This is a genomic window from Gordonia sp. GONU, assembly GCF_024733855.1.
In the GTDB taxonomy this organism is placed as follows: domain Bacteria; phylum Actinomycetota; class Actinomycetes; order Mycobacteriales; family Mycobacteriaceae; genus Gordonia; species Gordonia amicalis.
The window spans coordinates 40,525-66,683 of record NZ_JANRHB010000010.1 but is presented as its reverse complement, the minus strand read 5'-3'; the positions used below and the strand labels follow the sequence as shown (position 1 = coordinate 66,683).

The 26,159-nt window shown below is 64.2% G+C and carries 25 protein-coding genes and 1 pseudogene; 11 read left to right on the top strand and 15 right to left on the bottom strand.

Features of this window, described 5'->3' with window-relative positions:
• The first annotated feature begins 156 nt into the window (after positions 1 to 156).
• From NWF34_RS11975 to NWF34_RS11965, 3 genes are all read left to right on the top strand, one after another.
• The gene (locus NWF34_RS11975; protein ID WP_084813247.1) at positions 157 to 777 is read left to right on the top strand and encodes a TlpA disulfide reductase family protein; all 621 of its coding nucleotides are present in this window, start codon (positions 157 to 159) and stop codon (positions 775 to 777) included.
• The gene (locus NWF34_RS11970) at positions 774 to 1,586 is read left to right on the top strand and encodes a cytochrome c biogenesis CcdA family protein (RefSeq protein ID WP_211540772.1); all 813 of its coding nucleotides are present in this window, start codon (positions 774 to 776) and stop codon (positions 1,584 to 1,586) included. The genes NWF34_RS11975 and NWF34_RS11970 overlap by 4 nt, the downstream gene beginning before the upstream one ends.
• A gap of 206 nt (positions 1,587 to 1,792) precedes the next feature.
• Positions 1,793 to 2,734 carry a cation diffusion facilitator family transporter gene (locus NWF34_RS11965; protein WP_127964025.1) on the top strand — a complete coding sequence of 314 codons (942 nt, stop codon included), beginning with the start codon at positions 1,793 to 1,795 and terminating at the stop codon, positions 2,732 to 2,734.
• Positions 2,735 to 2,831: 97 nt separating this feature from the next.
• Here NWF34_RS11965 and NWF34_RS11960 read toward each other — a convergent pair whose 3' ends face one another.
• Together NWF34_RS11960 and NWF34_RS11955 are read right to left on the bottom strand one after the other, a co-directional pair.
• Positions 2,832 to 3,404 carry a vitamin K epoxide reductase family protein gene (locus tag NWF34_RS11960; protein ID WP_211540803.1) on the bottom strand — a complete coding sequence of 191 codons (573 nt, stop codon included), beginning with the start codon at positions 3,402 to 3,404 and terminating at the stop codon, positions 2,832 to 2,834.
• Between the two features lie 65 nt (positions 3,405 to 3,469).
• Entirely contained in the window at positions 3,470 to 4,114 is a 645-nt protein-coding gene (locus NWF34_RS11955; protein WP_075863778.1) for a thioredoxin domain-containing protein, read from the bottom strand.
• Positions 4,115 to 4,331: 217 nt separating this feature from the next.
• Between NWF34_RS11955 and lnt the strand changes: the two genes are divergently transcribed.
• Positions 4,332 to 5,834: an apolipoprotein N-acyltransferase gene (gene lnt, locus NWF34_RS11950; RefSeq protein ID WP_211540778.1), complete on the top strand. Its 1,503-nt coding sequence runs from the start codon at positions 4,332 to 4,334 to the stop codon at positions 5,832 to 5,834.
• A 16-nt stretch (positions 5,835 to 5,850) separates the two neighbouring features.
• Here the strand turns inward: lnt and NWF34_RS11945 are convergent, their stop codons facing one another.
• The 4 genes from NWF34_RS11945 to NWF34_RS11930 form a co-directional block, all read right to left on the bottom strand.
• Positions 5,851 to 8,043: a cation-translocating P-type ATPase gene (locus NWF34_RS11945; protein ID WP_258325143.1), complete on the bottom strand. Its 2,193-nt coding sequence runs from the start codon at positions 8,041 to 8,043 to the stop codon at positions 5,851 to 5,853.
• Complete coding sequence (locus tag NWF34_RS11940) at positions 8,036 to 8,452, bottom strand: helix-turn-helix transcriptional regulator (protein ID WP_258325142.1); 417 nt, start codon at positions 8,450 to 8,452, stop codon at positions 8,036 to 8,038. The genes NWF34_RS11945 and NWF34_RS11940 overlap by 8 nt, the downstream gene beginning before the upstream one ends.
• A gap of 114 nt (positions 8,453 to 8,566) precedes the next feature.
• Positions 8,567 to 9,739, bottom strand: coding sequence for an Ig-like domain-containing protein (locus tag NWF34_RS11935; RefSeq protein WP_211540786.1), 1,173 nt, complete (start codon positions 9,737 to 9,739; stop codon positions 8,567 to 8,569).
• A gap of 284 nt (positions 9,740 to 10,023) precedes the next feature.
• Positions 10,024 to 10,614 (bottom strand): class I SAM-dependent methyltransferase, encoded by a 591-nt coding sequence (locus tag NWF34_RS11930; protein WP_307848128.1) that lies wholly within the window; start codon positions 10,612 to 10,614, stop codon positions 10,024 to 10,026.
• A 95-nt stretch (positions 10,615 to 10,709) separates the two neighbouring features.
• Here NWF34_RS11930 and NWF34_RS11925 point away from each other — a divergent pair, with 95 nt between their 5' ends.
• Together NWF34_RS11925 and lspA are read left to right on the top strand one after the other, a co-directional pair.
• Entirely contained in the window at positions 10,710 to 11,099 is a 390-nt protein-coding gene (locus tag NWF34_RS11925) for a metalloregulator ArsR/SmtB family transcription factor (RefSeq protein WP_249146435.1), read from the top strand.
• 50 nt (positions 11,100 to 11,149) lie between these two features.
• Positions 11,150 to 11,593: a signal peptidase II gene (gene lspA, locus NWF34_RS11920; protein WP_211540795.1), complete on the top strand. Its 444-nt coding sequence runs from the start codon at positions 11,150 to 11,152 to the stop codon at positions 11,591 to 11,593.
• A 26-nt stretch (positions 11,594 to 11,619) separates the two neighbouring features.
• Here lspA and NWF34_RS11915 read toward each other — a convergent pair whose 3' ends face one another.
• A complete protein-coding gene (locus NWF34_RS11915; protein ID WP_211540797.1) occupies positions 11,620 to 12,864 on the bottom strand; it encodes an Nramp family divalent metal transporter in 1,245 nt (414 codons plus the stop codon).
• 378 nt (positions 12,865 to 13,242) lie between these two features.
• On the opposite strand from NWF34_RS11915, the gene NWF34_RS11910 reads away from it, so the two are divergent.
• The gene (locus NWF34_RS11910) at positions 13,243 to 14,898 is read left to right on the top strand and encodes a cytochrome c biogenesis protein ResB (protein WP_249146427.1); all 1,656 of its coding nucleotides are present in this window, start codon (positions 13,243 to 13,245) and stop codon (positions 14,896 to 14,898) included.
• Positions 14,899 to 15,020: 122 nt separating this feature from the next.
• Positions 15,021 to 15,335: a DUF4229 domain-containing protein gene (locus NWF34_RS25455; RefSeq protein ID WP_211540798.1), complete on the top strand. Its 315-nt coding sequence runs from the start codon at positions 15,021 to 15,023 to the stop codon at positions 15,333 to 15,335.
• Positions 15,336 to 15,617: 282 nt separating this feature from the next.
• Here NWF34_RS25455 and NWF34_RS25450 read toward each other — a convergent pair whose 3' ends face one another.
• Positions 15,618 to 16,022, bottom strand: a complete 405-nt coding sequence (locus NWF34_RS25450; RefSeq protein WP_375295651.1) for a M23 family metallopeptidase — start codon at positions 16,020 to 16,022, stop codon at positions 15,618 to 15,620.
• 1,162 nt (positions 16,023 to 17,184) lie between these two features.
• Here NWF34_RS25450 and NWF34_RS11900 point away from each other — a divergent pair.
• Positions 17,185 to 18,153: an endonuclease/exonuclease/phosphatase family protein gene (locus tag NWF34_RS11900; protein ID WP_211540800.1), complete on the top strand. Its 969-nt coding sequence runs from the start codon at positions 17,185 to 17,187 to the stop codon at positions 18,151 to 18,153.
• A gap of 129 nt (positions 18,154 to 18,282) precedes the next feature.
• Here NWF34_RS11900 and NWF34_RS11895 read toward each other — a convergent pair whose 3' ends face one another.
• The 6 genes and pseudogenes from NWF34_RS11895 to NWF34_RS11865 form a co-directional block, all read right to left on the bottom strand.
• The gene (locus NWF34_RS11895) at positions 18,283 to 18,870 is read right to left on the bottom strand and encodes a hypothetical protein (RefSeq protein WP_258325141.1); all 588 of its coding nucleotides are present in this window, start codon (positions 18,868 to 18,870) and stop codon (positions 18,283 to 18,285) included.
• A complete protein-coding gene (locus NWF34_RS11890) occupies positions 18,839 to 19,207 on the bottom strand; it encodes a hypothetical protein (RefSeq protein ID WP_258325140.1) in 369 nt (122 codons plus the stop codon). Before NWF34_RS11890 ends, NWF34_RS11895 begins: the two co-directional genes overlap by 32 nt.
• A 143-nt stretch (positions 19,208 to 19,350) precedes the next feature.
• The gene (locus NWF34_RS11885) at positions 19,351 to 19,515 is read right to left on the bottom strand and encodes a hypothetical protein (protein ID WP_182374591.1); all 165 of its coding nucleotides are present in this window, start codon (positions 19,513 to 19,515) and stop codon (positions 19,351 to 19,353) included.
• Positions 19,512 to 20,698: pseudogene (locus NWF34_RS25445) on the bottom strand (replication initiator). Before NWF34_RS25445 ends, NWF34_RS11885 begins: the two are co-directional and overlap by 4 nt.
• A gap of 84 nt (positions 20,699 to 20,782) precedes the next feature.
• Positions 20,783 to 22,177, bottom strand: coding sequence for an FtsK/SpoIIIE domain-containing protein (locus tag NWF34_RS11870; protein ID WP_182374594.1), 1,395 nt, complete (start codon positions 22,175 to 22,177; stop codon positions 20,783 to 20,785).
• A 129-nt stretch (positions 22,178 to 22,306) separates the two neighbouring features.
• A complete protein-coding gene (locus NWF34_RS11865) occupies positions 22,307 to 22,633 on the bottom strand; it encodes a hypothetical protein (protein WP_182374525.1) in 327 nt (108 codons plus the stop codon).
• 283 nt (positions 22,634 to 22,916) lie between these two features.
• Between NWF34_RS11865 and NWF34_RS11860 the strand changes: the two genes are divergently transcribed.
• Positions 22,917 to 23,048, top strand: a complete 132-nt coding sequence (locus NWF34_RS11860) for a hypothetical protein (protein WP_258325139.1) — start codon at positions 22,917 to 22,919, stop codon at positions 23,046 to 23,048.
• Positions 23,049 to 23,213: 165 nt separating this feature from the next.
• A complete protein-coding gene (locus NWF34_RS11855; protein ID WP_182374526.1) occupies positions 23,214 to 23,909 on the top strand; it encodes a transposase in 696 nt (231 codons plus the stop codon).
• Between the two features lie 794 nt (positions 23,910 to 24,703).
• Here the strand turns inward: NWF34_RS11855 and NWF34_RS11850 are convergent.
• Positions 24,704 to 26,152: an aldehyde dehydrogenase gene (locus NWF34_RS11850; RefSeq protein WP_182374527.1), complete on the bottom strand. Its 1,449-nt coding sequence runs from the start codon at positions 26,150 to 26,152 to the stop codon at positions 24,704 to 24,706.
• Between the last annotated feature and the right edge of the window lie 7 nt (positions 26,153 to 26,159).

The window sequence follows — 26,159 nt, the reverse complement described above, 5'->3', positions numbered from 1 at the left end:
CAGGTGGGCGTTCCTAACGCACTCGGTGAACGTCACACATGTACGCCGCAGAAAGTCGGCCACCGGTCGGGTGAGGGCCACAAAAACTATGCCTATGTTGACAAGTCGAATGGTGATCTACCACGCTGCGTAGTAGATCAACGTCGAGGAGTGCTGGTGCAGCAGGGGAGAAGGGTATCCGCGGTGCGGGCGGCGGTCCTGGCGCTGATATGCGTGGTGCCGTGGGTAGCGTCGGGTTGTGGTAGCGCTGGCGACGACGCCGTTGCGCAGGGGGGAACCTTTCAGTTCGTCTCGCCCGGCGGGCAGACGGTCATCACCTACGATCCGCCCGCGAGCCGTCAGAGGATCGCTACCGTCTCCGGCCCTGACGTGGTGACCGACCAGACCATCGGACTCGACGACTTCGCAGGCAAAGTCGTCGTCATCAACGTCTGGGGTTCGTGGTGCGGACCCTGCCGGGGAGAAGCCGACGACCTCGAGCATGTCTACGCCCAGAACAAGGCCTCGGGAGTCGAGTTCCTCGGTATCAATCTGCGCGACAACCGGCAGGCAGCGAAGGACTTCATTATCGACAGAAAAGTCGCCTTTCCCTCGATCTACGACTTTGCCGGTCTGACCCTGGCTGCGCTGACCACCCCAACGTCGGTGGTGCCGACCACCATCGTGCTCGACCGCGACCACCGTCCGGCCGCGGTGTTCCTCAAGGCCATCACCGCCGACGAACTCGGGTCAACAGTTCAGCGAGTTCTCGCCGAGCCTGTGGCACCACCCCAATGACCCCGCAGTCGGTCGAAGTGCAGGCCGCGGTCGGCGAGACGTTTGCCAACCTCGTCGCCAGCGGTCCGCTCCTACTGGCGCTGCTCGCGTGCGTGATCGCCGGACTGGTGTCGTTCGCCTCACCGTGCGTGGTCCCCCTCGTTCCGGGGTATCTGTCGTATCTGGCTGGCGTGGTCGGCGCCGAGGCGCCTGCGGTGTCGGTGGGGGAGCCGAACAAGCGGGGTCGTTCGCGCGTGGCGCTCGCCGCAGGCCTGTTCGTCCTCGGTTTCACCGTGGTCTTCGTGGCAGCGACCGCCACCGTACTCGGAGTCACCACCACTTTCGTGGTGAATCGTGAAGTCCTCCAGCGCATCGGCGGCGTGGTCACCATCATCATGGGTCTGGTGTTCATCGGGCTGGTGCCGGCACTGCAACAGGAACGACGGTTCGCCCCCCGCCGCGTCTCCAACATCGCCGGCGCTCCGCTGCTCGGCGGGGTCTTTGCACTCGGGTGGACCCCATGCCTAGGGCCCACGCTCGCGGCGGTCATTGCTACGGCCAGCGGCACCGAAGGTGCCACCGCAGCGAAGGGCGTCGCGCTGATCGTGGCGTACTGCGCGGGCCTTGGTATTCCTTTTGTCGTGCTTGCGTTTTCCTCGGCGTGGGCGTTGCGCAGCCTCGGCTGGTTGCGGACCCACGCCCGCATGATCCAGATCGTCGGCGGCGCCATGATGATCGCGGTAGGTATCGCCTTGATTACCGGCCTGTGGGATCAATTCATCGTGTGGGTCCGCGACGCGTTCATCACCGATACCCAACTACCCATCTGAGGCCTGTAGTGGCGGCGCCGTTTCGACGGACCCAATACCACCGGCATCACGCCGCCGACGTCGGGCCATCTCAGCACATCCCGATTCAGTCGTGACGTGATCCGCCGGTTCCGTTCCGCCCCGATCTGTCATATAGTCACATGCGCATGTATTGATATATGTGGACAGCGTAGCTATCTGGGTGTGGATGAGAGGGAGTACGACGCATGGGAGCCGGACACAATCACGGACCAACCGACCCCGCATCCAGCGACTCGTCGCTGCGTGTCCGGTTGGCGATCGCGTTTGCTCTGACGGGGATCATTGTCGTGGCCCAGCTTGTCGGGTCGGTGATCACGGGAAGTCTGGCGCTGCTGACCGACACCGCACACGCCGCGACAGATGCGATCGGTTTAGCGGTCGCGCTCGTCGCAGCAACCGTGATGCACCGCCCGGTCAGCAAAACCCGCACGTGGGGATTGCGGCGCATCGAGGTCATCGCCGCTCTGGGGCAGGCCTCGCTGCTGCTCGCTGTGGGCCTCTACGCTGCTGTCGAAGGCGTACGACGACTGTTCTCGCCACCCGAGGTGCCCTCGACCGAACTCCTGCTCTTCGGAGTCATCGGGCTCGTGGCGAACATCGTCGCCATGCTTGTGCTCGCCTCGGGACGCGGCGCCAACTTCAACATGCGAGCGGCGTTTCTGGAGGTCCTCAACGACGCACTGGGGTCGCTGGGTGTGATCGTCGCCGCAATCGTCATCGCTACCACCGGTTTCCAACAAGCTGACGCGCTGGCCGGGTTGTTCATCGCCGCGCTCATCGCACCCCGCGCCCTCAAACTCATGGCCGAGACGACGCGGGTGCTGATGGAATTCACCCCGAAAGGGATCGATCTCGACGACGTCAGGGCCCACATCCTCGAGATGGATCGTGTGCACGACGTGCACGACCTTCACGCATCGACGGTGGCCACGGGCCTACCGATCATCAGCGCTCACATTGTGGTCGATGACGACTGCTTCCAGGACGGCCACGCCCCCACCATCTTGGATGACATCCGGACCTGCGTGGCGACCCACTTCGCCATCTCCTTCGAGCATTCCACCTTCCAGCTCGAGACCAGCGCCCAGCGCCACCACGAGGAAGCGTTAGCCACCCATCACCCGTGAGGGATCACATCGGCGTCACACCACACCTGCGGTCTGCGCGAGTGCAGATCTCTGCTACACGAGTCTGCCGTCTCGGCCGGGCGCTGCCGCGGAGGTGTCACATCAGCGTCGACCAGTACCACCAGAAACGGTGGGCGATAAGGGCGATCACTGCCAGCACCCACACCAGCGGTACCACGGTGTGCACCGTGAGGATCGCATCGAGGGCTCGGCGTGCTGTCCCGGGTGGGCAGAAATGGTCGGCATTGCGCAGGCTCACATACCAAAAGGCAACCACGACAACCACCCACACGGCCATGCAGTACGGACAGAGCGCGTTGATTCGGTACAGGCTCTGGAAGATCAGCCAATGGACGAACACCACCGCACCCGTCAACCCACTCTGCAGCCCGATCATGACCCAGGTGGGCGGCCGGCTCCCCATCAGGACCGCGACAGCAATCAGCGCGGAGAAGCCGGCAATTCCGATCAGTGAGTTGGGAAACCCGAAGACGACCGCCTGGGGGGTGTCCATCACCGATCCGCAATTGACGATCGGGTTGATACTGCAGGTCGGTGTGTACGCCGGATCGGTTGCCAGTTCGAACTTTTCAACCGTCAGCGTGAACGCAGCGATGAGCCCGATACCTCCGCAGACCGCAAGGATCCACCCGAGCAGTCGCGGAGACACTGGGAATCGTGTCACTGGCGCCGAGGGTGAGGATGGCGAGGCCTGGCGGGGTGGTGGTGGGACGGTCACTGGCGTACTGCGGATTCGAGCGCCGAGCTCAGATCGCCATAGCTCTCGGGTTTGATCAGTTCATCGTTGATGAAGAAGGTGGGTGTACCGGTGACACCCAGCGCTTTGCCGTCAGCGACATCGCGGTCGATGAGTTCGCGGGTGGCCTGCGAGTTGTAGTCGGCGGCGAATCGATCCATGTCCAGACCGAGCTCCTGGGCATAGGAGAAGAACAGATCATCCAGCGGTACCCGCTGCTCACCCCAGCTGCGTTGGGTGTCGAACATCTTGCGGTACATCGGTTCGAACTGACCTTGCTCGGCCGCGGCAGCCACGGCCCGTGCCGCGCGGTCAGCGTTGAAATGCCCGGGGAGCGGGAAGTAGCGGACCACGAAAGTGACCTGATCGCCGTATGTTTGGCGAAGCTGCTCCACCGCCGGGTATGCCGCCCCGCACCCTTCACATTCGAAGTCCAGGAATTCCACGAATGTTGCCTTGGACTCGGTCGGAGTCGATAGACGTGGGGAATCATCCCGTACCGTCATGCTCGCCTGGGCGGCAGCCTGTTCGCTGTCGCCGGCCCGGGACACCACGAACACCACTGTCAGCGCCAGGCAGAACACGAACACTACGGCGAGTGAGATCTTGACGGTGCGGCTCACCGGGGCATCCTCGACTCGAGTCGAATCTTCAGCGCTTGACCTGCCACGATGTTCACTCCCGTCAAACTACTACTACGTTAGCTAGTAGTTTACAGGCGCGCGGCCCCGGCCGGGCGACCGCGGGCGGATCGGTGCGCTCGACAAATTTCGGTGAGGGGTGCGGTGCGCGGTGGTGAGTTCTTCGGGTGCTCGGCGGGCCGGTGCGTCGTTTCCACCGATGCTTCATCCGGTGCTGCGCAGCGCTGCTGCCGTCGGCGCCGGCGGCATGCTGTACGTGAGTTTCCCTCCGCGTCAGCTGTGGTTCCTCGCCCCGTTGGCTATCGCGGTTCTGGTGGTGACGCTGCGGGGGCGGTCGTTGTGGGCGGCATCCGGCTATGGCTATCTGGCTGGGCTGGGGTTTTTCGTGCCTTTGCTGCCGTGGGTCGGCATCTATGTGGGTGCGGTGCCGTGGCTGGTCTTGGCAGCAGTCCAGGCGGTGGCGTTCGGGATCTTCGGGGCGTTGGCAGCGGCACTGGGCAGATGGCGCGGCGCGCCGGTGTGGTTGGCAGGCGCCTGGGTGGCAGTCGAAGCTATTCGTTCCCGGATACCGTTTGGCGGTTTCCCCTGGGGCCGAATCGCATTCGGTCAACCGGACGGGTTGCTCCTGCCGTTGGCGGCGCTGGCCGGCGCGCCGGGGTTGTCGTTCGTTGTGGTGCTGCTCGGCGCGGCCCTGGCCGCGGCGGCGGGGGCCGTGGTCCGCCGGCAGCCTCAGACGTTGGCCGGGCCTGCGGCCACGGTTGCCGTGATTGGACTGCTGGTGTGGACGATGACGCCCGCGGGGGGAGGCGATGACGCGGGGGAGCGGTCGGTGACGGTGGCAGTGGTGCAGGGCAATGTGCCGCGGCTGGGGTTGGATTTCAATGCTCAGCGACGCGCAGTGCTCGACAATCATGTCCAACGCACCCTCGACCTGGCCGAGGAGATCCGCTCTGGGCGGGTCGTGCGTCCCGATGTGGTGGTGTGGCCGGAGAACTCATCCGACATCGACCCGTTCGGTAACCGCGATGCTGCGGCGCAGATTGATCGTGCCGCGCGGGCGATCGGGGTGCCGATCCTGGTGGGAGCGGTGATCGCCGGGAGCAACGGCACGTCCCGCAACACGTTGGTGGTGTGGGATCCGGTTACCGGTCCTGGTCAGGAGCACGACAAACGTCAGCTGGTGCCGTTCGGGGAGTACTTGCCGCTGCGGGAACTGATGACACAGCTGTCGTCCTACGCCAGCCGGGCCGGCAACTTCGTTCCTGGCACGGGCAATGGTGTCGTCGATCTTGCAGGTGTACCGGTGGCGGTAGCGACCTGCTACGAAGTCGCGTTCGACGATCTGGTGACCGACTCGGTGCGCGCCGGCGCGCAACTGATCGCCGTGCCGACCAACAACGCGACGTTTGGGCGCACCGAGATGACCTACCAGCAACTCGCGATGTCGCGGGTGCGGGCAGTCGAGCACGGTAGGGCGGTAGTCATCGCAGCAACCAGTGGGGTGAGCGCGATCATCGAGCCTGATGGGGCCGTTGCACAACGCACAGCGCTGTTCACCCCCGATGTCCTCATCGCGCGGGTGCCGCTGAGGACAACGACGACTCTGGCTACGCGGATCGGAGCAGCAGGAGAAGGGATCTGTGCTGCCGCGGTCCTGGCGGCACTGGTTGTACGCACGTGGAGATCACGCCAACGCACCTGACGCGGCGTGATGTGCCTCAGTGGCGTTCGCGATGAGGCGTTGGTGAGCTACTCGGTGTGTCATCGGCGTCATCCGACGGGCTCGAACAGCAGCTGCACCCTGGTTCTGTTGTGGCAGCACAACTCGTGCTGGTCGCCGCGCCGCGTAATCGTGGAGCCGGCAGCAGGGGTGCCTCGGGCACCGGCCGTGGCTGATCGGTGGTGGTGGCTGATACCGGGGCGCAGCAGGCGTCGCCTGTGTCGTGGTAGGCCGCCACCGAGATGTTGAGCTTGCCGGGGGTTACCCGGTGCACGGCGCCGGTGCCCGGCAGTGCTTTCGTCCGGGCGGCGCGAATCGCGTTGGCGATCACCAGCACTTCTGCGAGTTCGTGGACGAAGACCACTGTGGCCAGGCCGAGGACGCCCGTGGCGGCCAGCGGAATCAGAACACCGATGATGGCCAGAGAGAATCCTATGTTCTGCACCATGATTCGGCGTGCGCGCCGAGCGTGGGACAGCACTTGTGGGAGATGGCGGAGATCTTCGCCCATCAACGCCACATCGGCGGTTTCGATGGCGACGTCGGTACCCATCGCTCCCATCGCGATTCCGACATCGGCGGTGGCCAACGCTGGGGCGTCGTTGACGCCGTCGCCGACCATGGCGATCGCCCGCCCGCGCGCCAGTGTGGGCAGCAAGTCGGCTTTGTCTTCGGGAAGCAGTTCGGAATGGACGGTGCTGATTCCGGCCGCCGTGGCCAAGGCGTGTGCGGTGCGATCGTTGTCCCCGGTCAGCATGACCGAGTTGACACCCAGCGCCGTCAGCTGAGCGACCGTTTCAGCGGCCTCGGGGCGAAGCTCATCGCGGACGGCGATGGCGGCGACGACGGTGCCATCGCGTTCGATCAGCACGACGGTGGCACCGTCGCTCTGCAACCGGGTGACATCGCCGGCGAGCGCGCCAGGATCGAGCCACCCGGGTTTGCCCAGGCGCAGTTGCTGTCCGCGTATCTGGCCGGTGAGTCCGTGACCGGCGATCGCGGTGACGTCCTCGGCAGGTGAGCCCAGAGCAGGTGCGGCCGCGAGAATCGCACTCGCCAGCGGGTGCTCGCTGCGTGCCTCGAGCGCGGCGGCATAGGACAACGCGTCCTCGCGGGTGATTTCGGGGGTGCTCACCACGGCGATGACCTCCGGAGTGCCGCGGGTCAAGGTGCCGGTTTTGTCCAGTGCGACGACGCGGACCCGTCCCAACTCCTCTAGTGCAGCACCGCCTTTGACCAATGCGCCATGGCGGCTGGCGGCGCCGATCGCGGCGACCACCGTCAGCGGCACCGCGATCGCCAACGCACACGGGGACGCGGCAACGAGGACTACCAGGCCGCGTTCGAGCCACAGCAGGGGATCACCGAGCAGCGCACCGATACCTGCCACGAGCGCCGCGAGCACCATGATGGCCGGGACCAGGGGGCGGGCGATGCGGTCGGCGAGACGTTGGCCGGCGCCTTTGCGTTCCTGCGCTTGCTCGACGATGTGAACGATGCGGGCCAGGGAACTATCCGCGGCGCGGGCGGTCACGCGGACTTCGATCGCACCGCCACCGTTAATCGCGCCGGCGTAGAGCAAGTCGCCCGGACCCGCCTCCACCGGAACAGATTCGCCGGTGATCGCCGACATATCCACGCTGGTAGTGCCCGCGGTGATCGTCCCGTCGGTCGACGCGCGCTCACCGGGACGCACCACCAGCACATCGCCGATGATCAACTCATCAGGGGACACGGTGATCTCGCGACCCTCACGAATCACCGACGCGGTCGGTGGAACGAGCGCGAGCAGTGCCCGCAGCCCGCGCCGGGTCTTGGTGACCGCGTAATGCTCGAGTCCTTCAGCGACCGAGAACAAGATTCCCAGCAGCGCAGCCTCGGGTATTTGGCCCAGCGCCACAGCCCCGATCGCGGCGATCGTCATCAGCGTTCCGACACCGATGCGCCCGTGGCGCAGCGACATCAGCGTCGACGGCACGAACGTTGAGGCAGCGACGACGACCGCGACCAGTTCCACGACGATGCCCGCGGTCTCTGATAGAGAGTCTCCGATGATCCAGCCGAGCGCGAGGAACACTGCTGCGGCGGCGGCGAAACGCAGCTCGCGCACCTGCCACAACCGAACCGGGCCCTGATCGACCTCGGCGTCGAGGTCGGCGGGATCTGATGGCCCGCAGCATGCGTCAGCCATGAGCTCGCCCCTGCACTGTGGCCGCCGACGGTGTCGTCGTGGCTGCGGTGGAGAGTCCTGCAATCGCGAGAACCGCTGTCACGAGAGCGTGGCCGGAGGGGGTCAACGCGTACATCACTAACCGTCCGTGCCGGCGCCCGGTCACCAGGCCGGCGCCCTTGAGTAGGCGCAGATGGTGCGAGACAAGGTTCTGCGCCAGGCCTACCACCCACGCGAGGTCGCAGACGCATAATTCCTCGCCCGACAGCAACGCCGTTGCCACTCGCAGCCGGGTGGGATCACCGAGTGCGCGAGCTCCGGCGGCGGCACTGTCGACCGCGGTCACCTCGGGTAGCGCAGTCCGGATTGTTTCTGCGTGCGGTAGATCGAGGCACAGCAGGTCGCATGTGTCCACCGACTCCTGAGTCATATCAACATCCTTACGTTTATTGATATGGCTTACTATAGGCGTGCCGGCGCGAATACCTCAACACCCATCGATATGGCGAGTGGCGTCGACAAGCTCCAGCCAGGCGGGGGGCGCCTAGGTGTCGGTGTTGCCCTTCTTCCACTGTGACCACGGGATGTTCCAGTCGCCGAGTCCATCGACTCCCGACAGTGTGTCGGCGTTGGTGTTCTTGACCGTGACGGGGTCACCGCGCAGGGTGTTCTTGACGAGCCATTCCGCGTCTGCGGGACTCAGGTTTGGGCAACCGTTGCTGACGTTGCTGTTGCCTTGCGCCGACATCGACCACGGTGCGCCGTGCATGTAGATGCCGCTGTAGGACATTTGCACCGCCCATTGAACGGGTGTGCGGTATCCCGCTGCGGACTCGACAGGCACTCCGTAGGTGGACGAGTCCATGATGATGTGCTCGACGCGATCTCCGATCATGTAGATGCCGCGGGGCGTCGGAGTGCTGTCTTTGCCGAACGAGGTCGGCATGGTGCGGATGACCTTGCCGTCTCGTTTGACGACGATTGTTTTGGTGTTGTCGTCGGCGACGATTTCCTGAGCTCTGCCAATGGTGAAGTCGTAGGACAAGTTCTCGTCGCCGTAGAGCCCGTCGCCGAGGTCGACTCCGTAAATGTTGACGGCGACACTGACTTTGGTGCCCGGTGTCCAGAAGCGTTCGGGCCTCCACCGGACCTCGGAGTCGCTGATCCAATAGAACGCACCCTGCATCTGGGGGTCAGACGACACGGTGATCGCCGCCTGTGCCTTCTTTCGGTCGGGGATGGGATCGGCGAACCGCACGCCGATCGTGTGGGCGATCCCGACGGTTTTCTCGCCGAGGATGGCCGCGCTGGTCAACGATTCCGGTGAGGTCGTGGTGAAACGCTGCGAGACGACCGATCGACCGCCCACGCCCACGGCCTCGGCTTGAACCACGTATCGCTTCGAATACCCCAGGGGCTGGGTGCTTGTCCACGTTGAGCCGTCCTCGCTCAGGGAGCCCGCCAAGGGACGGCCGCTGGCTGTGGGAATACGGACGTTAGTCAACGCGCCGCGACTGGCCGTGACAACAATAGGAAGCCCAGGTTCGACGACCGCGTTGGGCGCAAGTCGCCCGCCACCTTCAGTGGCCACAGCGATGGAAGGTTGTGTGATGTCGGCGAAGCTGTCAACGGCCCGAATCTCGTTGCTGAAGGCGGCACCTCCGGTCGAGCTGCACGAGGTCAACACCATCACCACCGCCGTCAGCGTTGCGAGCATCAGCAGTCGCGGGATACCGGCCCGGACCGACCCGCGGCATTCACGAGAGTCCGAGCACTGCGGCCGCCCACCGTGAGTCGATCGGCGATCACGTGGCTCTTCGGTAGCTCGAGTCCCTCTTACGCGGCCCATCGATTGTCGAACCCTCCCACTCGGCGCTGGACTAGGTTTACTAACCACGATAGTAGTTGAAGGCTGTGCGCTCCTCTAACCACTGCACCGCGTGAGAGAAGGTTCGAAACGTCGTCGTGGTGGGCGACCGCCGAGACACCACGTCGACCTCACTATTGCCGTGTGGCGACACCCAACAGGTAGTCCCCGCCGATGCGTGTTCGCCACCGCTCGCCGACCTCGAGACCGTGGTGGGACAACTCGTGCAGGAATTCACCGGCGGTGAACCGATCCTCGCTCGGATGGTCAAACAGCACTTGGTAGGTCGGCCGAGCAAGGGCGGTCGCGGTGACCTCGTCAAAGAAGAACCGCCCACCCGGTTTGAGTACGCGGGCCACCTCGTCCAAGGCTTCCCGCCAGTTCGGGATGTGGTGAATGATCGCGAAGTCGAAGACTGCGTCATAAGTACCGTTCTGCCCGCCGCCAACGTCGTGCAATGCTGAACGCAGGTCCGTTGCGCTACCTCGGGCGAGGTGTGCCCTGCCGGTGTGGCGGCGCAGGCGGTGGCGAGCGCGAGTAATCATCGCCGGATCGAGGTCTACCGCGTCGACGCGCGCGGCGCCGAACTCGTCGAGGATCAGCCGGGTGCCGTACCCCGACCCGCACCCCAGCTCGGCAACGTGCGCCCCCGGGGTCCGTCCGCCCAACGCGGTCAATACACGCGCCTCGTAGCGCTGCAGCCACCGCCGGGGCGGCGAGTTCACCAGAACAGTCTCCACGCGGTTCATCAACATTGGTGACCACCCTCCCACATTCATCGGCAGCGACCGCTTATTATCGTCTGGTGACGATCAATAGCATGGATGGGTGTCGAACGTCGAGAGCCGGAACGAATGTGGACGCGGCGGTGGCGTTGTTTCACAGCCTGTCCGATAGCACCCGTTTGTCGATTGTGCGTCGTCTTGCCGGCGGGGAGGTCAGGGTCGCCGACCTGGTAGGGGAGTTGGGTTTGGCGCAGTCGACAGTGTCGGCGCATGTGGCATGTCTGCGCGACTGCGGGCTAGTTGAGGGACGCCCACAAGGTAGGCAGGTGTTCTACCGCCTCACTCGGCCCGAGTTGATGGATCTGCTGGCCTCGGCGGAGACCCTGCTGGCGGCCACTGGTAGCGCGGTAGCGCTGTGCCCGAACTATGCCGGCGACGCCGCCGCAGCGTCAGCGAGTCCTACCCCGGCTGGAGCCTTTACGTGACCGACGCGACGCCGGCAGTGACGAAAACACTCCACCCCCGAGGCGTTCTCATGGCCCTGGTTGTCGTGGTGACCTCCGTCGGGCTGGCAGTCAACTCCTTCGTTGTCAGCCGACTCACCGAGGGCAGTGCGGCCGATCTGGGAGTGCTCCAATTGCGGTTAGCGTTCAACCCCGGTATTGCATTCAGCCTCGGTGATCGGCTGCCCAGCTGGGCCATACTCGCCGTGGCCGGGTTCATCACCCTCGCACTGGCCGGCTACGCAGTGCACGTCGCACCCGACGCGGGGGTCGCCGGCCGGATCGGATTTGCCGCGGTCCTCGGCGGCGCACTCACCAACCTGATCGACCGCGCCGCCGACGGCGTCGTCACCGACTACTTCCATACCGGCTGGTTCCCCACGTTCAACCTCGCGGACACATTCATCACCATCGGCGTCGTCCTGATCGTGCTAGATGTGTTGCGGCAAGATTGGTCAGCTCCGCGCGACACCTAGGGGATCGAACCGTCGCGCGGACTCGCTTAACCGGTGACTGTCAGGTAGATCAAGGCGACGTTGAGCACGATGATGACCGCTGCAGTCAGCCAGGCCAGCGACGTGGTGAGTCGATTGTTCACATCCTCGCCCATCAGCATCCTGTCGCTGGTGAAACGCACTAACGGAACCAGTGCGAAGGGGATGCCGAAGGACAGAACGACCTGCGAGACAATCAGAGCTCGGCTGGGATCAATTCCGATGGCCAACACTGTGATGGCAGGTACCAGGGTGATCAGGCGTCGGAGTATGAGCGGAATCCTGCGCTGCAACAGCCCGTCCATGATCATCGCGCCGGCGTACGCCCCGACCGAGGTTGATGCCAGCCCCGAGGCAAGAAGCCCCAGCGCGAACAGCAACGCCACCACTTGCCCCAAGGTGTCGGCGACCGCCGCATGCGCTCCGTCGATCGAATCGACCCCTTCACGGCCACGCAAAGTGGTTGCTGCCACCAGCAGCATGGACAGGTTGACCGCGCCCGCCAGCAGCATCGCCAGACCGACATCAATCTTCGTCACACGCAACAGCCGCGACCGGATCGGCCCCTCCGGTTGATGGCCGTGTCGATCCCGCACCAAACCTGAATGCAGATACACCGCGTGAGGCATCACCGTCGCACCCAACATGGCGGCCGCGATCAGCACGCTTTCCGTGCCATCGAACCGCGGCAAGAGGCCCCCCATGACAGCCCCGGGGGGAGGTGGTGCCACCACGGCGCTTGTCAGAAAACCGATGGCAATGACAGCCAGCAAGCCAATGATCACCCGCTCGAACGGTTGCTGCCCTCTGCGGTCTTGGACAAGAAGTAAGACCATCGACACCGAACCTGTGATGACGCCACCGATGAGCAACGGCAGGTCGAAGAGCAGATTCAGCGCGATAGCTCCGCCCACCACTTCGGCGAGATCGGTTGCCATAGCGACAATCTCAGCCTGCACCCAGTAGGAGAGCCTGGCGGTCCGCGACGCGCGCAGACGCACCGTCTCAGGCAATGACCTGCCCGTGACCACCCCGAGCTTGGCAGAAAGGAACTGCACCAACCCTGCCATCACGTTCGCAACCACGATCACCCACACGAGGAGGTAGCCGAACTGGGCGCCAGCGCTGATATTGGACGCGACATTGCCGGGATCAACATAGGCGATGGCTGCGACGAAGGCCGGACCGAGCAGTAGGGACCCAGACCGAGCTCGCGCGAACCGCGGACGAGCCGAAGCCATGACCTCTCGCATTGCCGCCCCTCAATCACAAAGTTCGGTCTACCGAATACAACTATTCGGTACACCGTAGTTGATGGGGCGGCACATGACGAGGCTTCGTGAGCTTGGTTGGTGGGGTGACGTCTTCGACGGCCTGCAAGTACGAGTGCGCCGCAGCGGGGCGCATCCCTGCTTGTCATCTGCGTGTCGAAATACTACGCTACGTAGTATTTTGATGTGGGCAGGAAGAGCAGGTGGGACCCGGATGGCGATGCGGGCGAGGAAGTCCCGGCGGCCGATGATGCTGGGAGTCGACTGGCAGACAGCTCAGGATCACGTCGCCGACCGCGCACTCTGTTCTCTCGCGAGGGATGACGACTTCCCGGGTGCGGCGTTACCCATACGACGACGATGATGCACACCGGCACCATCGAAGCGCCGACGCCGCGACGAGTACACCCGGCGCTTGGCCCCCTGCGCAGATTGTGGCGCTCGCTGACGTCGATGAAAACAGCACTCGTGCTGCTGTTCCTGTTGGCTGCGGCCGCCATCCCGGGCGCTCTGCTGCCGCAGCGCCCACTCAACGAGCAGAAGACTGCCCAGTACATTGCCGACCGCGGCGCCCTCGGCACTTGGATGGACAGACTGCAGCTCTTCGACGTCTTCGCCAGCTCGTGGTTCACCGCGATCTACGTCCTGCTGTTCGTGTCGCTTGTGGGATGCCTCACTCCCCGGATCCTCGAGCATCTGCGAGCGGTCCGAGCCCGTCCAGTTCCCGCGCCGCGCAACCTCACCCGCCTGCCGCGGCACCTCGAGGACACCGTAGAAGGAACACCCGAAGAGGTTGCTACCCTCATCAACGCCAACCTCCGGGGCTGGCGCCGAGCCACCACCACACGACCAGCGAATGCGCACCGACCCACCGCAGCCGTAGAGATCTCCGCAGAAAAGGGTTACCTTCGCGAGTGGGGCAACCTCGTGTTCCACTTCGCCCTACTCGCCTTGCTGATATCGATCGCGGCCGACAAACTCTACGGCTACGAAGGCACCCGCAGTCTCGTCGCCGATGGCACACAAGGGTTGTGCAACACCTCGACCGCGGTTTATGACTCATTCCGTGCAGGCAGCCTCGTCGATGGCACCGATCTCTCACCATTCTGTGTCCGCGTCGAGGGCTTCGATGCCCGGTTCCTGCCGAGCGGTCAGCCCGACATGTACGAAGCCGACGTCACCTACACCGGGGACGTGCGACAGTCCGATCCCGATACGTGGAGCACTGCACGCGTCCGAGTGAACGAACCGCTGCGAGTAGCTGGCGACCGCGTCTATGTCCTCGGCAACGGCTTCGCACCGACGTTCACTGTGACGTTCCCCAACGGTGAGCAACGCACTCAGACAGTACTTTTCATTCCCGACAACTTGCAGACGATGCTGTCCTCCGGCGCGGCCCGTTTCGATACCCCAGCCGGCCTCTACCCCGACCCAGACGAACGTCGCAATCGACAGATCGCGATCGAGGGCCTATTCGCGCCCACCGCAGCATTCCAAGGAACCCTGCTCACCTCATCGTTTCCCGTGCCGAATGATCCGTATGTGGCGATCAGGATCTACCAAGGCGACACCGGACTGGATACCGGTCGCCCGCAGAATGCGTACTCCTTGAACCGAGCGCTCATCGAGCAGGGTCGGCTCCAGCAGCGGGCACAGGTCAATCTCAGCCCGGGACAGACTCACACCATCGCCGATGGCACCGTGGTGCGCTTTGATGGGTATGAACGCTTCGTGTCCATGCAGGTATCACACGGGCCGGCACAGAACTGGGTTCTGTTGTCGGCGACCGTGATGCTGGCTGGGTTACTTGTGTCTCTACTTGTCCGGCGTCGCCGAATCTGGGTGCGGCTAGTGCCCGTCGAAGTCGACGGCCAACGACGCACCGCAGTAACAATCGCGGGACTGGCCCGCACCGATCAGGCCGGGTGGGGCGAGGACTTCGACCAGCAGGCGCGGCGATGGCTGACCCAGCCAGGGCCGACAAACCGCCGACCACGGCGCGCACATCAGCCATGAACTTTCACATCCGTACAGATCTCATCTCATGAACCGCCCCCGCTGCAGGACGCGGCACCGAGCCAACTGTCGCGTCACAATCCATCCCGATCGCATTCACCCCACACGGAGCCACATCGACCATGCGCACAAACACTTCTCACAGCGCCACCACCACGCCAGCCTCTTCAGCCAGATCCCTGGTCGCCATCACGCTGCTGTACAACGTCGCGCGCCTAGCACTCGCTGCTGCGCTAACTGGACTAGTTCTGTTGGTCGCCTACCTAATTGACGTGGACGTCCCGTTTTTCGTAGCCGTCGTGCTCGCCGTGATTCTCAGTAGTCCAGTCTCGATGATCGTCCTCAAACCCCTACGAACTCGTATCAATCACCGGGCCGAAGCAATGGACTCCCGCCGAGCAACCAAGAAGGGACTCGCCAGACCGGACGCGCCATAGGTTGATATCAGACCAGCAAACATGGTCAGCAGGCCGCCTGTCCGACAGGTGCCGGAACATGCAGTGCAGTCTGCCGGATCGGTGAAACCAACGCAGTTCACCCTCAATGACCACAACCACCCGCACACCGATCCTCTCAAACGATCGGGGTAGGCGCCCATCTGTGTGGCCGTCGAACCGATCACTGCGCCCGCGGATTTGGCCCGACCTAGTCCCGCCTCGAAGCTCGCGACACCTGAGCGGGACCACTCGTCGTCACACCTCCCGCGCCGATGAGGCGGGTCATCCGACGACGTAGACTCCCCGGGTTCTCAGCCACTGTGCAGGATCGAGTTTGGGTCCATCTTGCTGCCAGACCTCGTAGTGCAGGTGTGGGCCGGTGGAGTAGCCGCGGTTTCCTACCGTTGCGATCTGCTCGCCGGCCAGGACTCGCTGTCCGACGCTCACCAGTGTCTCGTTGATGTGCCCGTACACGCCGATCGTGCCGTCGTCTTGCAGCACTCGTATCCATAGACCGAAGCCATCAGCCGGACCGGATTCGATGATCTGCCCGTCGCTGGTCGAGACCACCGGTGTGCCAATCGTGTTGGCGATGTCGAGGCCATAGTGCGTGGTACTCCATCGAGCTCCGTAACTCGAGGTCACGGTGCCGTAGGTCGGTGCCGCCGACCGCGGCCGTTGCGGCACCGGGGGTTCAGGCGGCCGCGCGCGATCTGGCTGTGTCAGTTCTCGCATAGCCGAGGTCAGCTCATCGCGTGACGATGCACGTGCCGACGTGCGGCTTCGCTGTTCGTCCACCGATCCGACGGTTACAGAGCGTGGGGCTGCTGCGGGCTGGACGTCGACGGGCACGCCAGCCTGAGTCAGGGGAGTGACCGTCAGGTCGTGTCGATCGGCGACCGCAGTGGCCGCAGTCCCGCCGGCAGCGCATAGAACCACCGCGGCCATGAGTGATCCACCCAACCCGGCCGCAGCCGCCGACCGAGTTGAGGTGCCCGAGACCTCCTCGCCCTCGAGCACCTCGAGAAAGCCTGACTGAGCTTGCTCGCTGGACTGAGGTTCAACGACCCACAACGCCCGCTCCCACGGTGCGGTAGGCGCTGCCGATGGATGCCTGCCGAGGTCGAGCGGGCGCTGTGAGCGAGGCGGCCCGAAAGCTCGATGGCCAGGCCCGGCTTGGCGGGGCAAGGCAGTACGCGAGCGCGCAGTGTGTGGACGGCCACTGCGAGGTGGGTATGACAGCGACGCCCCGGGCGCCGTCGTCGATCGAGCATGCGGCGAGTAGGAGGGCACCGGGGCGCCCGAGAAGATGGGCCGCGTGAACCCAGCCGACACCTCGGGTTGGACAGGCATTCGGTGTCGCCCGGCCGCATGCACGACGTGTGAATGCTGGGGCCCCGCGAGTCCAGGGGTGAGGCTCGCCGATGCGCCGCGCCGGAACGCAGAGATACCAGCGGAGGGCGGGCTGGGATCAGCTTTGCGATGCCGTGCCAAGAGGAGTCCTTCAGTCCAAGCGTCAGTCCGGATGAAAACAGTTCGATATCGAACGAGCCACAGACAGGTTACTACTATCCAGGTTAGTTTCTCCCCGCTGGCCCCAAAATCGATTCTTCGAGCTCTGCGCAGCTCCGACGGTGCGCTTGGTTGACCAGCGGGTACATTGTGGCCGACTACGCGTCGGCGTCAATGCGTGCGCAAGTTCTCGCCTGGGCAACTGCGTCGATAACGAAGCGTCCGGCTCGTAACGGTCACCATAGATCGAACCGACTGGTGGCTTGGCTGACAGCCCCTGTCGCCGACAGCCTGCACTCGACGATCACCCGCCAGAGAGCGCGACAGCGGTCCTGGCATGATCGGCCGCATGCGTGGACTGCTACGAGCGCTCGGGTGGGGTGCGGTCCTCGCCGCTGCTGCCGGGATTGCTGCCCACTATTCTGGCCTGGTCAGCAATCTCGTGTCCCGGGTGGCGGCGTTCACGCCGGTGCTGATCATCGTCGGCGTCGTCGGTCTGCTGCTGTTGCTCGCTGCGCGCGCCTGGCTCTCCGCGGCGGGAGCTGTGCTCGTCATCGCCGTGGGCGTGACGGCGCAGGCCCCGCTGTATCGGGGGGCGGACGAACAAGTCTCGGACTCGGACCTGACCGTGATGCAGGCCAATATCTATCTCGGGCAGGCTGATCCGGACGCGCTAGTGTCGCGGGTGCGCGACTCAGGCGTTGACGTCGTGACGGTGGTCGAGCTGACGTCTGAGGCGGTGGGAGCCCTCGAGCGCGCCGGGTTGCGGCAAGCCTTGCCGTTTGCGTTTCTTCGTCCCCGAGACGGTGGAGGTGGAGCTGGCATCTATGCGCGGGCCCCGCTGACCGACGGGCAACTCTTGCGTGGGTTCGAACTGTCGAATCTTCGTGCGCGACTGTTGCTTCCGAACCGATCGCCAATTTCGATCTATGCACTGCACCCGTTGCCGCCGTATCCCGAACCGTCGTGGCGCTGGGATGCCGAGCTCCGCGAGTTGCACTCGATCCTCTTCGCCGACACAGATCCACTGATCATCGGCGCCGATGCGAACTCGACCTACGATCACCGCTCCTTCCGGCAGCTACTGTCGGGACCGCCGGATTCGCCCCAGCTGACCGACGCCGCCGAGCATCTCGGATCGGGCGTCGTCGCGACCTATCCTGCCGGCCGGCCCTACCCGTCGCTGCTTGCGCTCGACCGGGTGCTGACACGCAATGGCCCGACACCGACATCGTTCCAGCGGATCGATCTGCCGGGCTCCGATCATCACGGGGTGCTCGCGAGCATCCGGCTCAGCGAAGGATGACGTCCCCGAGTAATCTCGAACCATCGGAACACCTCGGTTCGTGACCGACAGCCTTATGTCAACTCGATCGAGCCTGGCAAGCTATCTCCCCCAACGCTTTCCATATGCCGCCACTGGCTACTTCATGATTCAGCCGGGTGGCGCCGGTGAGGGTGGAGGTGGGTTGCGGTCGCCGGGTTGGGGAATCGGGAAGGTCATCGACAGGCTCGGTGGGTCCGGTGGTGCGAGCCGGCTTTGGGGGTTGGCGCGCACCGCGGCCTCAGCCTCGGCCAGGGGCGCGGAGGCTCTGCCGCGGGCTTGCTGTTCGGTCACCGGTTTGCGGCCGTCAACCGGGATGAGGGTGTACCACTCCTCGGACTCGAGGTAGCGGGTGGCGAACAGGTACCACTGGCCGACCTTGAGTGGTGTGTCGCCGTTGACGGAAATGTAGACACCGTCTTTGACTCCGCCTTGCTGGTTGACTACCACGCTCTCGAAGACTTCGCCCTTGATCGCTGTTTTGGTGAGCACGCTGTACTGAGTTTCGGGGAGCGGCCCGAGTGCCTTGGCGCCAGCAGCTGATTCGACACGGCCGCTGAAGACGTGTGTGGAGATCGCCATCAGATTACGCAAGTCAGAGGTGTCGGTAATCGAGTCCGCATGGGCGGTCGAGGTGGCCGTGGCCGATTCGAGGGGCGGGATGCCCTCATTGACGGTTTGTTCGCCGCACGCGGCCAAGGTGGCAGCGGCGAGGATGCCGGCGATGCCGAGTGTGAGGGCCGCCGGTCGTGGACACAACCACACCTTTGCTCAGGTGTGCGGTCATCGAATACGGTGCCGCAACGCCGAACATGATCATCGCGGCGACCACGCCGAGACCAACGAAACCCAGTGAATAGTCCGCGACATGCATCGGGCCGGCCGTGCCGGTGATGTGCAACAGCGCGAGCACCGATGCTCCGAGCATCACCCATCCGGCACTGACAGTCAGGACAAGCGCGCCGCTGATTGCCGGGAACCACCAGAAGAATCTGCGGGACGGTGACCAGCTCCGTGTGTGTACATTGACCTGCATATTCGCTCCTATTCATCGGTTTGGTATCCGGGCATCGGGGGCGATGCCCGGCATGGATGATTGTTACGCGCACGTCTGACAAGCCGGTGCTGCCGCGTCACCGCGAGCGGTGACTTGCCCTCGACGATTGTGGTCCAGCCCAGTCAGTGTTTGAGGAGGACAGCGACCTGGTTGATGATGGTGGGGTCGGTGATGGTCAGTGGGACTCCTTGGCGTGCACAGGATTCGGTTAGCCAGACACGGAATTCCTCCTCATCACGGCGGGGCACCTGCGCCGAAGCGCGGTCGTCGGTGGCGGGCGCGGTCATGGCGGTCCACCCGGCGGGACGGAGTTATCGCGGCGTGCCCAGAGTTGTTCGAGGTGTTGGTGCGCGGCGGCTAGTGTGAGTTGGTAGTCACCGTGGGTGAGATGTCCTGTGCCCGCGAATTCCCATGGATCACAATTTCTCTCACCGATAGCGTCGGTGTCGTCTTGGTGGCTGGTGCTCTCGTCTGCGTTGTCGGCCGGAGTCTGCTGCTGGCGCCAGAGGGCACGAATCTGGCGCAGGTGTCCAAGGGTGGTGGAGTAGCGGCGGGACTTTGTGGTGACGTGCCCGCGGTAGCCGAGGGTGTGCAGCCACCGGACCATCGCTGCGTATTCGTCGGGCTGCTGATCGGCGAGGTCGTGCAGGGTGCGCCAGATCTGGCGGATGTGCGGGCTCACTTGGGTCGCGATGGTCGGGTCGTCGCAGGCGGCTGGGCTGATGGGGCGTGGGCTGATCCCTGTATCGGTGACTGATTTGGTGACGTACTTGGCGAGGTATCCGGCGATCTTGCGACGCTGCCGGACCGGGATTGACGAGTCCAGCGGGCGGCTTCGACGGCGAGTGCGGCAAGTTCGCTGCTGCTGACCGGGAAATCGACTGCGTCGCATTGCCTTCTGGTGGTGTCGGGGCGGTCGAGGCGGATGACCGCGTGGTAGTGCGGAATGAGTCGAGTCTGGTTCTCGTGCACCTTCAGGAATGACAGCCGCACAGTATCTTTCGGCAACCCCAACGTCGTCAGCTGAGCGGCCAGCAGTCTCCGTAGGCGCATGGTGAAGCGTTGCCACAGGGTCGGCGCCCACCAGCTGAACAGCACATGCCCGCGGTAGTCGTAGGTGCCGGGGCGGCGGGGCTGCCCGCCGCGGGTGCGGTGCTCAGGAGGGTGCACCTGCCCAAACGAGGGTGCGGTCAACGTCAGGAACACTTGGGGGTGGGCGGTGATCGTGTCGGGGATGTTGTGGTGCCCGCCGACAATGCCGGCGTGCACCAGTTGCCAGGTGTCTGCGGCATATAGGCGCGAGCAGGAGATGCAGACAGCGGCACGGCGGTTGCCGCAGCGGATGGTGAACCGGTCAGCGGCGACCAGGCCGTGGCGGCGGTGCAAGTGAATCGGGTGCAGGCAGTAGCAGGTCGCCCGAACCCGTGCTGCCCACCGCAGGTAGTGCTGACCGCCGGCGCGGCGCAGCATTTCCCGCACGGTGGCGGCGTCCAAGTCCGCTGCCGGTGTGGGCAGCAGTACGGGTGACGATAGTGACGGCACTGTCCCGATCTCCTATTTGGCGTCGTCGGCGGCGCGGCCGTAGCGGCGGACCAGGTCGTCGATGTGACGGTCGGTGTAGTGGAAGGCACGCACCAGGATTGGTGCGGCGGCACCATCAAGGGCCAGGTAGCCGACCCCGGGCAGATCGTCCGGAATCTGATGCGCCGGCCCGCCGCGGTCAGCCGCGGCTGGACCCAGGATCATCGTGGTCTGGGTGGCCTCGGCCATCCGCAAAGCGAGGCGGGCCGGGAACAGCTGCCGCATCGGCACGATTTCTTTCGATGGGTCTTGCACGGCGGCAACCACACTCACACCGACTGCGCGACCCTGGGTGAGCAGCAGTCCGAGGTGCTTGTCGATCGCGGTTTTGGTGCTGCGGTCGGCGAACGCGGTCAGAGCCGCGAGTTCGTCGATCACGATGATGATCAACGGGTCAGATAATGTCGGGGCGTGTAGCCGGGTAACCCCGCGCAGACGCCCCGCCCGATCGGTCATCAGTGTGGCAGCGTCGGCAAGGAGCTCGGCGATCGCCTCGGGGGTGTAAGCGAATCGGGCGAACAACGGTGCACCGGCGCCGAATTCCATGCCGCCCTTGGGATCAGCCACCCACACTTGCACGTCGCCGGCGGCCGTCAGGGGTGCGGCGGCGCCGATCAGCGACCACAGGACCGATCCTTTGCCGGCGCCGGTGACCCCACCGATCAGCAGATGAGTCCCCAGGATCGACAGCCGCCACGGCGACCCGTCGCCGCGCTGCCCGAGGTGCAATGACCACCGCCGCGACCCACCACGACTGGCCGCCGGTGAGGCAGTCGGGGCCGGGGTGATGGGTTCGGCGAGCGGCTGGGCGCGTCGGACGGCCAGCGTGATGACTGCCGGACTCGGACGGATCACGGTGACGCTGTCGGCGGTGAATGCGTCTGCGAGCGCCTCGGCGGCTTTGCGGAAATCGGTGATGGTCTGACCGCGCAGCGGCCGTACCGTCAGCACATCATCAGTCGGCGTGAATTGGACGCGCACGAGTTGTGGAACGGCGATCTGATCGGCCGAGGTACGCGCGAGGCCGCAATCGACACAGATGGCGGCCCAGGACCGGTAGCGCCGCCACACCAGATGGTGGAATCTGACGCGGTCAATCGTGATCTGTCGTAACGAGGCCAGATACCACATCGCCCACGCAATAACGACCACGACCATCAGAACCGCGCCGAAGATGGTCCAGAACAGTCCGGTCTGCCAGTTCAGGACACCAAGACTAATCGCGGGCACCGAGACCACGGGGAGGCGCCAAGCCCACACCAGGATGAATCGGACCAGTCGCCACACGCCGGTCACGATCGATCCGGCGATGTCGTCGGCAGTGGTATCGGGTGTACCGCTGCTGGGTGTTGAGGGGGTGTTGTTCATGAGGTGGTTTCCTCTGGTGCGCAGGCGAAACGAGGTCTCGATGAGACGTGAGGACTGGTGTGCGGGCCCACACGTGGCCCGGCGATGGCCGGCCAGGACGGTCGTATCAGGATCGTCCTGGCCGACCTGCTACTTCTGCCGCGTTGCCGCGGTGGTGTCGGCGGGGGTGATGGACGCGGCGCGGAATGCGAGGCCCGACCTGTCTCCCTGACTCCAGGGAATCGCAACCAGGCCGGTCACCGAAACCTGCTGGGTGACAGATAGTTTTGGATCACCCACGACCGTCGCGTTCAGGATTTCGCCGCCGCTCTCGTCGAGGGCGAGCATCTGCACGACGTACTGGGCCAGCCCTGTTGCCGGGTCCAGCCGGGGCGCACCGGTATCGAAGCTCAGTTTGATTTCCGGAACCTTGGTCACCAGAAACCGGGAATCGGTCGTATCGATTTTCAAACGCATGACTGCATCTCCTGAGTGAATGTAGTTGGTATGCACCATGTTTGGTGCACAACCCACACAACAGGACGCCGTGCTGTCAGTTCCATATCAATCAGAGGTCAGTTCGGGTCAGCGGCTGTCAATTGCCGTCACCGACCAGTCAGCCAGACGTCAGCGACACGCCGCTGCGTGACCAGTAAGGGCCCACCCGCCGCTGGTCTATGACATGGACCAACTATGGTCACCGGCCGAGCGGTTACAGTGAGCGCCATCGGCTCCAGCGATCACGACAGAAAGGCCGGGCATGGCATCGGACGACCACCACGGCGGCGCGGCATCCACGCAGACTCATGCCGAGTCGTCGGGCAATTCCAGTACTTCTGTCGAACCGGATGAGATGGAGCGCCGTGCGATCGTGGACCGCATCGCCGACTAGGAGTGTCGGACAGCACCCTCACGCGGGCGCGGCGGGGCGAGAAGATCAGCGATGAATCGGCCTACCTCATCGCCACCGCTCTGGGCGTCGAGGCCGGCCACATCTGGCCGCACCTGCAGGCCTCAAGCGCGGGTAGTGCGCCGATCGAGCGGCGATCGATCGTCGATGATCCACACAAGCGCCGATATCGAGATGCTCCGCATCCTCACGCTCACCCGCACCAGTGCCGTGCATGCTAAAACTGTCGCCATCACCACCATGCAAGACCTACTCGTCACCGCACCCGCCCCGGTCCGTGAACAGCTCTCCGGTTTGAGCCCACGCCGCCTGGTGTCGACCTGCGCGAAACTCAGCCTCGCTGACAATCCTTCCACCCCAACAGAATCAGTGCTGTTGGTGCTATACCGGCTCGCGGTTCGGTACCAGCACCTGGCCGCCGAAGCCGACAGCCTGCAACATCAGATCGGCCGCCTCGCCACCCACGCCTGCCCAGCCCTGCTCACCGTGTACGGCGTCGGACCCAACAGCGCCGCCACCCTATTGGTAGCGCTCGGTGACAACCCCGGCCGCGTCACCAGCGAAGCCGCGTTCGCCAAACTCTGCGGCGTCGCGCCGATCGAAGCATCCAGCGGGAAAACCGTGCGACACCGCCTCAATCGCGGCGGGAACCGGCAAGCCAACCGGGCGCTGCACACCATCGTCACCGTCCGGCTCCGCCGCCACCAACCCACCCGCGACTACCTCGCCCGCTGCATCGCCGACGGCAAAACCAAACGCGAAGCCATCAGATGCCTGAAAAGATACGTTGCCCGCGAGGTCTACAACACCGTCCTACCAGCACAAACACGCCAACCAACCTGACATACACAAGAGCATCTGCTATCGAGACCAGGCGTTCTAGCCGGGTGTTGTGCCTGACGCCGAGACTAGTCGGGATCTTGCGTCGGCAATGCAGCCGTCTGACCGATCTGAAACTGCAAGCTGGCAGCGCAAGGCACGGGCACGGCCGTTGTGCTCCACTGAGGTCGGCACGCCAGTGGACTCAGTCAACCTCAGCCACACGTTCTCTCGGCTCGCCACGCGGGCGGCTTTGGTCACTAGCATCCGAACAAACTTCGGCATTCGGGCGCCACACTGATGCTCGCCCAGGGGGCGAGCTGTACTCGTCGACGGCCGGGGTCAGTGTTGCTGGCGACCATCCCAAGAGGTAGACAGAGCTCGTTGACACCGGATGGTGGCGAGTCGTTGGTACTGAATCGGGTCGGCGTTCTTCGTCAGTTGACGGATGCTGGCCGGATGATTCATCACCGACGGTTCCGGCACCGTGCGAAGCGCAGCTCTTAGCAGTAAGAAAGTCTCACAAGATCGCCGGGACATCCCTCGCGGTTACGTCATCATCTTGCAAGCCGGACGAGTGTGTCTGCGTGGTACCAGCTGGCGGATCCGTCGTCCATGCGAATGGGGATGGATCCGAGACGGTCGGGTTCACCGATGACGTAGCCAAACGCCGGTATCACTGCGTACGGTGCTGGCACTATGACTTTGTCGCCGTAGCGCCAGTCGTTGTGGGTCGCCGTCATGTAAATAACCTCACGATCAGTGCGGTGTCGTTCCTGCGCGCGGTGGACAGTGCGGCAGGAACGACACGCGGGCGGCTACGCGCTCGTTGACAGATACGTCGTGTGGGTCCGCATGCACGCCGCGAGACCTTCGGGACCGAGTTCGCGGCCTAAGCCGCTCGCTTTGATACCGCCGAATGGCGCAACGGGATCGAGCATGTAGTAGTTGACGCCTACCGTGCCGGATTCGATTTGTTCGGCGATCTTGATACCGTGAGACTCATCAGCGGTCCATACGGTGCCAGCCAATCCGTATGCGGAGTCGTTGGCGATCTGAACCGCCTGACCGATATCGTCGTATGGCATAAGAGCGAGTACCGGTCCGAATACTTCCTCTTGTGCAAGGGAACTTGACGGATCAACGTCTGAGAAAAGGGTGGGTTGGACATACCAGCCACGATCGAGGTGGGCTGGCCGACCGCCGCCGGCAACAATGTTCGCACCGTCTCTCTTGGCCTTTGCGATGTGTGCCTCCACTCGGTTGCGGTGCGCAGCGCTGACCAACGGTCCGACCTGTGTACTCGGATCAAGTGGATCACCGATGACGGCACCGTTGACGAGTCCGGCGAAGAGTTCGAGGGACTCGTCGAACCTCGTGCGAGGAACAAGAATTCGGCTATTCAGCACACAGGTCTGACCGTTATTCAGTAGCGTCGCCTGAAAAAGTCCCTCGATGTTCGCAGTGAGGTCAGCATCGTCGAGGATGATCGCTGCCGACTTTCCACCGAGCTCGAGCGTGACTGGGCGGAGTAGCTCGCCACAGGTCTTTGCGATTTGACGGCCGACGGCGGTCGATCCGGTGAACGTGACCTTATCGACGCCTGGGTGGGATACGAGGTATGAGCCAGTACTCGCCCGCCCAGGAACGATGTTAATGACTCCCGCCGGTATGTTCGCAGCAACGACCGCTTCGGCGAAAATGTAGGAATCCAAGACTGTTTCTGGGCTGGGCTTCACCACTACGGTGCAGCCGGCGGCCAACGCAGGCGCCACCTTCAGTGCAGTGACCAGGTTCGGATAGTTCCACGGCACGATCGCGGCGACCACTCCGACTGGGGCCTGGCGAACAATCGCGCGGCCACCGAGTAGGCCTGGACGTGTCTGCTCCAGTTCCGTAGTCCGAATGAGGTTCGCATAATACCGGTATACGGTCGCGGGAAGCCCGGACTCGAGCATTCCGGCGATGGCAATCGGCATCCCGTTTTGGGACGAGACCAATTCGGTGAGCTGCGGCGCACGCGCCTCCAACTCATCAGCAAACCGCTCGATCGCTGCTGCGCGCTCGTCGGGACTCCACGCCGACCAGCCGCGAGGATCGTCGAATGCACGTCGTGCCGCGGCAACCGCGGCGTCGACATCGTCCGCATCTGCTGCTGGTGCGCTTCCTATGACTTCTTCGGTGGCCGCGGACAATACCTCGATCCGCTCTGGCGCGTGGGCTGGTGACAATGTACCGCCGATGAACAGCGTGTTCTGGTCGATCATGTGTTCC